The following is a 10,262-nucleotide window of genomic DNA, read 5'->3' on the forward strand; positions in this document are numbered from 1 at the left end:
GCAGATAAGGAAACCGATGAGATATTGGGCGTGCATATGATAGGCCCTCGCATAGCAGACAGTTATACCGAAGCGGTGGTAGCGATGGAATTTAGGGCGGCTGCCGAGGATATTGCAAGAATGTCACACGGTCACCCCACATTTTCCGAGACCTTTAAGGAGGCCTGTCTGGCAGCTACCGAAGACAGGGCGTTGCATATTTAAAGTTGACCTAACAGTAAGTTCTTAAAAATTAAGACGCTACTGAGCTTTTTGAAATATTAAGGTTTAAGTAATGAACTCAAAAAACAGATAAGATAAAATGGGGCAATCAGTTCGAAATCAATCCACTATTGGGTATATCAGGGAAACGGCAACAAAGTTCCTCGACAGGGAAACAGCTGGGGGGATTTTTTTAATAATTGCTACTATAGTTGCCCTTCTTTTAGCTAATTCAAAGTGGGCAGGTGCCTATCATCATTTTCTTGGCGATGAATTGCTTTTTGAATTTTCCGAGCATCTTAGTTTTGGGCTAACAATTGAAGAATGGATCAATGATGGCCTAATGGCAATTTTCTTTTTGGTTGCCGGCCTTGAATTGAAGAGGGAGGTTATGGTGGGGGAATTATCTTCAATTAAAAAAGCCTCAGCCCCATTGTTGGCAGCTTTAGGTGGCATGGCAGTTCCGGCCCTCATTTTTATTAGCCTAAATTTAGGCACTGAAAATATAAAGGGTTGGGGCATCCCTATGGCTACCGATATCGCATATTCACTAGGGATTATTGGCCTACTGGGAAAAAATGTCCCCAGGCAGTTAAAAACATTTTTAATAGCCCTCGCTATTGCTGACGATATAGGTGCCATATTGGTGATAGCATTGTTTTATAGCAACGAGTTGAGCTGGATATACCTTGGATCGGGCATGGGGGCATTTGGGTTATTATTATTAATGAATTGGACTGGGATCAAAAATTTGATTTGGTATATTATTATTGGGATCATCTTATGGTATTGCTTCCTTAATTCGGGGATCCATCCAACTATTGCGGGAGTACTTTTTGCCATTACCATTCCAATAGTGCCCAAATTAGACAGTAAAATATTAAAAGAAAGGACCGCCACAAACGTTACTAATCTTGAGAAAACAGAGCTGGAAAAATTAAATCCTCTTCAGGATAAAAAACAACAAATAATTTTAAAAGCTATTAAAACAGATACTGAGAATTCAAGGCCTCCTTTGCTCAAACTGGAAAATTCCCTTGTTGATTTCAATGCTTTCTTTATCATTCCAATTTTTGCAGTCGCGAATGCGGGAGTAAAGCTCGATGTAAATTTAATTGAGGTTGTTTCCGGTTCTTTAGGGCTGGGGATCCTTTTGGGATTAGCTATTGGGAAAGTAACAGGGATTGGTATTTTTACATTGATCGGGCAAAAACTTGGAGTTTCCGAATTACATATTACACTAAACTGGAAACATATAATTGGAATTGGTATGATCGCGGGAATTGGCTTTACCATGTCCCTTTTTATTACCAATCTCGCATTTAATGATCAGGAATTGATTAAAATTTCGAAAATAAGCATTTTGATAGCTTCATTACTTGCAGCTATTGGCGGTGCGGTAATTCTCTTATTAACTTCCAATAAAGGAAGGAAAAATATAGTTAAGTGATATGGGAGAAATGAACAAAAGTACTTTTATAGTAAGTCAAATGGACTGTCCTTCAGAAGAACAGATGATCCGGATGAAATTGGAATCTTATGCTCAAGTGAAATATTTGGATTTTGATATACCCAATCGAAAACTTGAAGTATATCACCTTGAAGGGAATGAGGAAATCAAAGCCTCGATTTCAGAATTAAAATTAGGTGATAAATTTATGGGGACCGAAGAAGCCGAGCCTCCCGTAATAGAAGACCAATCCAAACAGAAAACAATCCTTTGGTGGGTCCTGGGGATAAATTTCGGCTTTTTCATTATCGAAATGACCACGGGGTGGATTTCTTCTTCTATGGGCCTAATTGCAGATTCTTTGGATATGCTGGCAGATTCGATAGTATATGCGCTAAGTTTATTTGCAGTAGGTGGTGCCATTTCCAGAAAAAAGAAGGTGGCAAAATTCAGCGGCTACTTTCAAATTGCATTGGCAACACTTGGTTTTGCAGAGGTATTAAGAAGGTTTTTTACAAGTAGTGAAACACCAATGTTCGAATGGATGATCATAGTTTCCATTTTAGCCTTACTGGGGAACCTTATTTCGCTCTGGTTGATAAATAAGGCCAAAAGTAAGGAGGCGCATATGCAGGCCAGTGCTATTTTTACGTCCAATGATATCATCGTAAACGGCGGGGTGATACTGGCCGGGGTGCTGGTCTATTTTCTGGATAGCAAATGGCCCGATTTGGTAATTGGCGGCATCGTTTTCACGTTTGTAATGCGGGGCGCCATAAGAATTTTAAAATTATCTAAATAATGCAAATATATGTTGCACAAGACGTTGGGCAAGAATAAGGAAATTATGAATAAAAGTAGTGTAGCATTATTAATTTTACTGTTGTTGGTAATAGACCAGGCCATAAAGATTTATGTGAAGACCCATTTTTATTATGGCGAGGAATATTTTGTGTTTGGCCTGGATTGGTTTCGCTTACATTTTTTGGAGAATGCCGGCATGGCCTGGGGCTTTAAATTTGGCGAAGGTTATCTGGCCAAATTTGTTTTAATACTATTTCGCTTCGTAGCCGTTATTTGGGGGACCTTTTATATCAAAAAGATGATACGTGAAGGATATGCAAAAGTCTTTATAATCTGTGCCGCATTTATATACGCAGGTGCATTGGGCAATTTGATTGACGGTGCATTTTACGGACTGATTTTTGAAAAAAGTGATCCCGCACTTCGCAATATTGCAGAAATATTCTCCTCAGGCGGTGGTTATGCCGGATTTTTAAATGGCAATGTGGTGGATATGTGGTACTTCCCTATTATTGATACAAGGCTTCCGGAATGGCTGCCATTATGGGGAGGTAATGAATTTACTTTTTTCGACCCTGTATTCAATACCGCAGATGTTTGGATTAGCACGGGAGTGATTTTACTCCTGATCTTTCAAAGCCAACAAAAAAAAGACCAGAAAATATCGGATAAGAAAAAGTTGAAATATACTGAAAGTAACAGGACAATTATAAAAATCGATTAGTTATGAACGCTTGGCTTTGGGTAGTAGTATTGGGATTGGCAGCTTGGGCTGCCCATTGGGGTGCTGATCAACTCCTTACCCCTTTAAAGATGCTGCGCAAACAATGGGGGCTTACTGCTTCTGCAGGGGCAGCTTTCCTGGCTATTGTAACAGCGAGCCCTGAAGTGGCGATAAATATTACGAGCGCCGCCCGTGGGGTATCTGATATCGGGTTGGGGAATTTGCTTGGTTCCAATATCATTTCCATTCCGCTCATGGTAACCATTGCATACTTTGCTTCCAGAAGAAAGTTTAAAAACAATAAGGAGCATCAAAAACATTTGGATGCCAACCTGCTGGCCCTGAACAAACGTTCCGTCTCGGTATTATCTATCCCCTATCTGGTAATTATCGGGTTGGTGGCTATATTAACGCTTCCCAAAGCCTGGCGTGGATTACAACCCATTGATGGGTGGATCATGCTGGCTGCCTATGCGGCTTTTTTAACGCATGCCATTATAAAAGGCAGGGAAAAGGGTCAGAAGGTAGAATGGGATAAAAAGAAAATATGGCTTTCGGTTGCAGGGGCCCTGGCCATAGCCGTGGGGGCTTTTTTTATTGTAAAAGCTACCGAAAATATTGTTTCGGCACTGAATATTTCCGAAATTGTTGGAGGGTTGTTTATCACCGGAATTATGACTACCGCCCCTGAAATATTCAAAACATGGAGTGTGGTAAAGGGAGGTGAAGTGACTGCGGGTACCACCAGTGTGATTGCAGATAATGCCGTTACCATGACAGTGGCATTTTTCCCCCTGGCACTGGTAACGACCCCAATCGAAGATTTCCAGTTGTTTTGGGTCAACCTGGCTTTTGTAGGACTGATGCCGCTTTTATATTCAGTATTTGTCCATCAAAGCAAGGAACTTCACGGGTTCAGCAGATGGCAGATATTCGTTTTCGATGCAGCGTATATTGTATATCTTTTAACTATGGTGTTTTTTGTTCTAAAACTATTTTAAAAAATGAAGGAGGATTTATTTAAGGATTACCAGGAGAGGCTTAATGTGCTGGATGAAAATATTAGAGCAGTAGCATTAAAATATGCAAGGGATTTCTATTTGAACAAAAATTGTTCAAAAGAAGAGGCTATTGAGCGTGGCATCGTAAAGGCAGAGATGGAAAAAAGGAATTTAGATAGAAATGGATAATATATTACTAATAGTATTATGGCAGAATTAAAAAAATCTCTGGGTACTCTTCGCCTTACTTTTTATGGTGTAGGTACCATTGTTGGTGCTGGAATATATACTGTAATTGGTGCAGCCGCTGGACAGGCGGGAACAGACCTTTGGTTGAGTTTTATTTTTGCCGCCATTGCGGCCAGTGTCTCGGCAATGTCGTATGCAGAGCTGTCCTCTACCTATCCTAATGCCGGTGCAGAATTCATTTTTGTACGGAAAGCTTTTCCAAAAATCGACATTCCATCTTTTCTAACAGGTTGGACGATTGCATTTCACAGTTCGGCCACCATCGCCGCGGTGCTACTTGCTTTTTCAGGGTATTTCAATACGTTTTTTAACATCCCTTCCTTACTGGTTAGCTATGCTGTGCTACTGATTCTTGCATTTATAAGCATTACGGGCATCAAAAAATCATCTACCGCCAATATCATTATGGTCAGTATTCAGCTATTGGGATTGTTTATTCTTATTGCGGTCGGACTTTTGGAAACAGGACCACCAAAATCAGAATTTTTTAAAGTGGAGTCCTTTTCCGGCACCCTGGCAGCGACTGCTACCTTATTTTTTGTTTATACCGGCTTTGAGCATATGGCAGCATTGGGTTCCGAGGTAAAAAATCCGGGCAAGACGATTCCGAGGGCATTTTTATTGACAATGGTGTTTACCACAATTATATACCTACTAATATCTTTTACGGTACTCAATATAAGTGACCCCGCAGAAATAGCAAAGGTAAATTCCCCATTGTCGCTGGCCGCTTCAAATTTAAATTCCTGGTTGCCCGTAGCCCTGGCAGTTGCGGCACTTTTTGCTACGGCTAATGCGGCTTTTAGTGGCATTATTTCCATTAGCAGGTTGCTTTTCGGTATGGCAAGCGTGGGCGAGCTTCCAAAATTTATGACCAAGACCAATGCACAGAAAGTACCCTGGGTAACTACACTGGTGGTTATGGCTGCGGTAGCGGCATTTTTGTTATTGGGAGATATTAAAATTGTCGCAGGAATGTCCTCTTTAGGGGCGTTACTCGTTTTTGTAGCTGTGAATATTGCACTCATCGTTTTGCGTTATAAAGCACCTGACAAAGAAAGACCTTTTAAAGTTCCCCTTTCCATAGGGAAAGTACCTATCCTACCCATTTTGGCCATAATTATTAGCCTGTCTCTGGTAGTTCAGTTTAACTGGCAGGTGTATGTTGCTTTTGTGGGAGCAATTATAGTGGGCATCGTGCTGGATTATTTTTTGGACAAAAAGTCAAAGAATGAGATGGATCCCGAAAAAGAAAAAGAACTGTTCAACCATTAAAATGAAGCTATGGAATGGACCTTTGAAGAATTTAAAACCAGTTTGGATGGCCTCCATCCTGCAGTGAAGCAAAAAGCCCTGGAAATTGCTAAAAGTCTGGTTATAGAAAAGAATTATACTAAGGGAAATGCCATAAAAGAAGGAATTATGAAAGCTGAAGAATGGTTTTACGATTTAGGCGGTTAATAATTAATAAAAATAGATATGTTACAAATTATAGAGATTTCAGGAGATAATATTATTGCAACCAGAGCATCGGGAGATTTATCCGAAATGGATATTGAGAAGGTACATCCCATTATTCATGCTATTTTGGACAAAGGATTAAACGTACGCTGGTATTTTGAAATGGAGAATTTTACCGGCTGGGATTTTCCAGGCCTGTGGGAAGATCTAAAAATGGATACTGCCCACGCAAAAGATTATGAAAAAATCGCCATGGTAGGTGATAAAAAATGGCAGGACTGGATTACAAAGTTCATGAAACCTTTTACCAATGCTGAAGTAAAATATTTTGACTTAGAGGAAAAGGAGATTGCCAAAAAGTGGATTAAACAATAAAGCTTTTATTTAAACAATTAATTGAAAAACTGAATGTATAATTAAAATTAAAAAACCATGAAAATAATAGTTCCGATTGATTTTAGTCAAAGTTCCAAAATTGGAGTTGAGTATGCCATAAAGGTGGCCGAATCTTTAAATTCAGAAATTATCTTTGTTCATGCCTATTCTGAAGGTTATCAATATGCCGGATACGGGGCTATAGTTTATCCGGTTCCCGACAACTTTAGTTCTTATCAGAAATTGTACAAAGAAAAAATGCTGGAATTTCTCGAAAATTTTCCACGTCTGGCGACAATAAAATATAAGAGTATGGTAGCCCCAGGAAGACCTTCAGATATAATTTATCAATTAGCAACAGAAGAAAAAGCAGGTTTGATAATTATGGGGACAGAAGGTGCAGGTGAGGTAGAAGGTTACCTTGCAGGAACTACCAGTGAAAAAGTGAGCAAGGATGTACCCTGCCCTGTGCTGGTTGTACCTGAAGATTTAGAAACTTTTGGTTTAAAAAGAATTTGTCTGGCGCTGGATTCAGATAATCTGAAACCTGATAGGGAACTAAAGGTTCTGGCTGATCTATTAAAGGCATTTAACGCGCGCCTTTTTATATTTCATTTTGCTAAAAGTAAAGATGAAGTTATTAAAGAACAGGAGATAAAAAACTATTATGAGGAGTTTTTTAATCTACAGAATATTTCTGTTCACCTTTTTTCCGAAGGGAAAACTGAAGATAAAATAACCGGTTTTTTGAAAGATAATGCCATAGATATTTTGGCGCTACTTTACAGGAAACATGCCTTTATAGAAAAACTAACTGAACTGGGGCTGAGACGGAAAATGATTTTCAAATCAGAAGTTCCTGTACTTATTTTAAAATGATAGTAGGATTGAAAACAAATCTGCATTTTTAAGTTTATGAAGTCACTATTTTTTAGAAATTAACTGAATTCCTGAGCTTCATACCTTCAGTAAGACCACAGAATTATTTGTGAAATATTCCTATGGTATCCTAGGTGCCCTAAATTAAGGCAATTGTAAGACTACAGTACAATGAATTTTTATCTAATTAGAGGGAATAAACCCTTTTTAAAGCGATAAGTTTGCAATTTACCCAAAAGAAAGTGTAGAAGAAAAATGTCAAAATATAGGAGAAATAGAAGAAAGAAGAAGGGTCAAAAATCTTCCCGGAATAAAATAACTAAAAAAGAAAAGCTTTTTGGAATTTTTTCATTAATCCTTTTGGTCATTGCATCATTTTTATTGTATTTTTTTGTCTTAAAAGACTTTATTCATAAGCCCTGATTATTTAAAAATGTTTACCTACCAACTTTTTCTTAATCTAATGATTCTATGGAATTCATTATTTTTCTTTTTAAAAGTTGAAGTTTTAAGAGGCGTAGAAAATTGACCTTTTGTAAACAAAATACTTCAATTAAAAACCGATTCCCTGTAATATAAGGAATCGGGAGTTCTCTGGTATTTCAATTCAAGTACTTCTAAAGGAGGGGCGACCAGAATTATACTCATATTATTGAGAACCTTCATAATACTCCTAATAGGTAGGCTGTCTCATAGGAGTAAATACAAAGCTTCCAAGTTAGAAACTTTAAACGTACAAACGAGGTTTTCGCCGTTGGTAAATCTTTTAAGAAGCTTAATACTATATATTCCTACAACTTTAAAAATATATTCTTAAGATAATAACTTTCAATATTTAGATTATTAAAAAATAAATTTTAGATTTGTCTAAATAATATTTTAGGTAATGAAAATAGAATGGTTAAGTCTAATTATTTTTATCGCTTTTTTTACATCCTGTGAAAAATTAGCTGATGAATATGGTCCTGTTCCTCCAAAGGAAAATGAACTTCTTGATGGCCCTGTAGAAGGATTATCAGTTGAAGAGCAGATTCAGTTCTTGAATGGGGATATAGCGTTCAATGATGAAGTATTTACCGCAGAAACTGGACTCGGCCCCGTTTTCGTAGGTACTAGCTGTGTTAGTTGTCATTCTGGGGATGGTAAAGGTCACCCGTTTAATCAATTTATAAGATTCGGTCAAAGTGATACTTTAGGAAATCCTTTTGCAGACTTTGGGGATGGTAAAAATCAATTACAGAATAAAGCAATTCAGGGGTTTCAGCCTGAAAAGCTACCTCCAGGAGCACCCTTCACAACCTTGGTTGCGCCTGCGGTCACAGGATTAGGTTTTTTGGATGCTGTTCCAGATGAAAGTATACTTTCTCTAGCCGATCCTTATGATGAGAATGGCGACGGAATAAGTGGTAGAGCTCATTTCGCATATCCTCCTGAATATGTTCAAATTCGGCCAAATAGTATTTCACGTGGAGGTAAATATATTTTTAGGTTTGGTAAAAAGGCAATTAGTTATGACTTATTGCATCAAACAGTAGGTGCGTATAATCAAGATATAGGTATTACATCATTATTTGAACCTATAGATCCTTATAGCGGGCTGGAAGAGGACCCGGAAATCAGTACTCAGGTAGTTAACGAGGTGGTTTTTTATTTAAAAACCTTAAAAGCTCCGATACCTCGAAATCAAAATGATCCTGATGTTGTATCTGGCAAACAAATTTTTTCCCGAATTCAATGTGCTGCCTGCCATACCCCAAGCATGAAAACGGGATATTCGCCTATCGAAGCACTATCTAATAAAGGATTTCATCCCTATACAGATTTACTACTTCATGATATGGGTCCTGGTCTGGACGATGGATATACCGAAGGTTTTGCTGAAACATCCGAATGGAGAACCCCTCCGCTATGGGGAATTGGCCTTTCTGAAAACTCACAAGGAGGAGGTTTGTTTCTTTTACATGATGGCAGGGCAAGAAGTATTGAGGAAGCCATTTTGATGCATGGCGGTGAAGCCAAAAATTCAAGGGATGAGTTCAATGCCCTATCGAATCAGGAAAAAAAGCAACTACTTGAATTTATAAATTCATTATGATGAAAAGAAAAAAATTTATCCAAACCCTTTCCTCTGTTGCTATAACAATACCAAGTTTAGGTTTTTTACATTCATGCAGTGGAATTTACTATGCTACAGCAAAGGAAGAGGTAGATAAGTTAACCATAGCGAAGCATGAGTTTATTCTTGAAAAAAATAACAAGGTGTCTAAAAGAGAGTTTGTCCTTATACAAAATAACAAATACAGATTCCCTATTTGTCTATATAAAGTTGGTGAAGACTATATAGCTTCCTTACTAAAATGCACTCATCGAGGGTGCGAGCTTAATGTTGGTGGGGGTATCTATAGTTGTCCTTGCCATGGAAGCCAATTTTCCAATGAAGGAACCGTATTACAAGGACCTGCTGAACAAAAACTAAAAACATTTCCAACGAAAACAGACGATGAAAACATCTATATTTTATTCTCCTAATTATTTGATCATTACCTTAATATTGTTCACCCTCAGTGGAAATTTAATAGCCCAAAACGAGGATGATATACTTAAAAGAACGAAGTCAGATACAACAGATACTCAACTTAACATGGATGCGGTATACAATCGACCAGCTCTAACAATAAATAAAGCTCCGGTATCTATTGGGGGATATCTTGAAGCCAATTCGATATATGCAGTGGAAGATGGATTGACAGAAGGATTATCTTTTCAAGCACGACGTTTAACATTATTTCTGTCTGCCTCAATTAACAAAAGAATTAAATTTTTAACGGAAGTAGAGTTTGAAGAGGGAGGTAAAGAGATTGCCATAGAATTTGCTGCTATGGATATCTCCTTTGATCCTCTTCTCAATTTACGAGGTGGAATAATCTTGAATCCAATCGGTGCTTTTAATCAAAATCACGATGGTCCTAAATGGGAGTTTGTAGAAAGACCTGATGTGGCAGTAAAATTACTACCCGCCACTTTTTCTAATGCAGGTTTTGGAATGTATGGTAAAACAAATACTGGAGATTGGATTATCGGATATGAAGCATACCTCTCAAATGGATTTGACAATAGT

At 38.0% G+C, this 10,262-nt stretch carries 11 protein-coding genes and 2 pseudogenes; all 13 read left to right on the forward strand.

What is annotated here, in order from left to right; all coding sequences use genetic code 11:
* Positions 1–204: pseudogene (locus RM529_RS14560) on the forward strand (dihydrolipoyl dehydrogenase); the annotation flags it as partial.
* 97 nt (positions 205–301) lie between these two features.
* On the forward strand, positions 302–1,651 hold the full coding sequence (gene nhaA / locus RM529_RS14565; RefSeq protein WP_057482990.1) for a Na+/H+ antiporter NhaA: 1,350 nt from the start codon (positions 302–304) through the stop codon (positions 1,649–1,651).
* Between the two features lie 10 nt (positions 1,652–1,661).
* Positions 1,662–2,453, forward strand: a complete 792-nt coding sequence (locus tag RM529_RS14570; RefSeq protein WP_217806691.1) for a cation efflux transmembrane domain-containing protein — start codon at positions 1,662–1,664, stop codon at positions 2,451–2,453.
* Between the two features lie 45 nt (positions 2,454–2,498).
* The gene (locus tag RM529_RS14575; protein ID WP_041579156.1) at positions 2,499–3,179 is read left to right on the forward strand and encodes a lipoprotein signal peptidase; all 681 of its coding nucleotides are present in this window, start codon (positions 2,499–2,501) and stop codon (positions 3,177–3,179) included.
* A 2-nt stretch (positions 3,180–3,181) separates the two neighbouring features.
* Positions 3,182–4,180, forward strand: a complete 999-nt coding sequence (locus tag RM529_RS14580; protein WP_013073444.1) for a sodium:calcium antiporter — start codon at positions 3,182–3,184, stop codon at positions 4,178–4,180.
* Between the two features lie 3 nt (positions 4,181–4,183).
* On the forward strand, positions 4,184–4,369 hold the full coding sequence (locus RM529_RS14585; protein ID WP_013073443.1) for a hypothetical protein: 186 nt from the start codon (positions 4,184–4,186) through the stop codon (positions 4,367–4,369).
* A gap of 18 nt (positions 4,370–4,387) precedes the next feature.
* Positions 4,388–5,704, forward strand: coding sequence for an APC family permease (locus RM529_RS14590; RefSeq protein WP_013073442.1), 1,317 nt, complete (start codon positions 4,388–4,390; stop codon positions 5,702–5,704).
* 9 nt (positions 5,705–5,713) lie between these two features.
* Positions 5,714–5,890, forward strand: a complete 177-nt coding sequence (locus RM529_RS14595) for a hypothetical protein (RefSeq protein WP_013073441.1) — start codon at positions 5,714–5,716, stop codon at positions 5,888–5,890.
* Positions 5,891–5,908: 18 nt separating this feature from the next.
* Positions 5,909–6,265: a SpoIIAA family protein gene (locus RM529_RS14600; RefSeq protein ID WP_008615606.1), complete on the forward strand. Its 357-nt coding sequence runs from the start codon at positions 5,909–5,911 to the stop codon at positions 6,263–6,265.
* A 57-nt stretch (positions 6,266–6,322) separates the two neighbouring features.
* Positions 6,323–7,144, forward strand: a complete 822-nt coding sequence (locus tag RM529_RS14605) for a universal stress protein (protein ID WP_013073440.1) — start codon at positions 6,323–6,325, stop codon at positions 7,142–7,144.
* Between the two features lie 886 nt (positions 7,145–8,030).
* Positions 8,031–9,239 (forward strand): di-heme oxidoredictase family protein, encoded by a 1,209-nt coding sequence (locus RM529_RS14610; protein WP_013073438.1) that lies wholly within the window; start codon positions 8,031–8,033, stop codon positions 9,237–9,239.
* Positions 9,236–9,673: a QcrA and Rieske domain-containing protein gene (locus tag RM529_RS14615; protein ID WP_013073437.1), complete on the forward strand. Its 438-nt coding sequence runs from the start codon at positions 9,236–9,238 to the stop codon at positions 9,671–9,673. The genes RM529_RS14610 and RM529_RS14615 overlap by 4 nt, the downstream gene beginning before the upstream one ends.
* Positions 9,645–10,262 (forward strand): annotated as a pseudogene (locus RM529_RS14620) (hypothetical protein); the annotation flags it as partial. The gene RM529_RS14615 and the pseudogene RM529_RS14620, both read left to right, overlap by 29 nt.

The organism is Autumnicola edwardsiae, from assembly GCF_031846505.1.
Classification (GTDB): Bacteria; Bacteroidota; Bacteroidia; order Flavobacteriales; family Flavobacteriaceae; genus Autumnicola; species Autumnicola edwardsiae.

What these genes read in the sequence shown, in the direction of transcription:
- nhaA (WP_057482990.1), top strand. Translation starts at nt 302, where the DNA reads ATGGGGCAATCAGTTCGAAATCAATCCACTATTGGGTATATCAGGGAA.
- RM529_RS14610 (WP_013073438.1), top strand. Translation starts at nt 8,031, where the DNA reads ATGAAAATAGAATGGTTAAGTCTAATTATTTTTATCGCTTTTTTTACA.
- RM529_RS14600 (WP_008615606.1), top strand. Translation starts at nt 5,909, where the DNA reads ATGTTACAAATTATAGAGATTTCAGGAGATAATATTATTGCAACCAGA.
- RM529_RS14585 (WP_013073443.1), top strand. Translation starts at nt 4,184, where the DNA reads ATGAAGGAGGATTTATTTAAGGATTACCAGGAGAGGCTTAATGTGCTG.
- RM529_RS14570 (WP_217806691.1), top strand. Translation starts at nt 1,662, where the DNA reads ATGAACAAAAGTACTTTTATAGTAAGTCAAATGGACTGTCCTTCAGAA.
- RM529_RS14575 (WP_041579156.1), top strand. Translation starts at nt 2,499, where the DNA reads ATGAATAAAAGTAGTGTAGCATTATTAATTTTACTGTTGTTGGTAATA.
- RM529_RS14605 (WP_013073440.1), top strand. Translation starts at nt 6,323, where the DNA reads ATGAAAATAATAGTTCCGATTGATTTTAGTCAAAGTTCCAAAATTGGA.
- RM529_RS14580 (WP_013073444.1), top strand. Translation starts at nt 3,182, where the DNA reads ATGAACGCTTGGCTTTGGGTAGTAGTATTGGGATTGGCAGCTTGGGCT.
- RM529_RS14595 (WP_013073441.1), top strand. Translation starts at nt 5,714, where the DNA reads ATGGAATGGACCTTTGAAGAATTTAAAACCAGTTTGGATGGCCTCCAT.
- RM529_RS14590 (WP_013073442.1), top strand. Translation starts at nt 4,388, where the DNA reads ATGGCAGAATTAAAAAAATCTCTGGGTACTCTTCGCCTTACTTTTTAT.
- RM529_RS14615 (WP_013073437.1), top strand. Translation starts at nt 9,236, where the DNA reads ATGATGAAAAGAAAAAAATTTATCCAAACCCTTTCCTCTGTTGCTATA.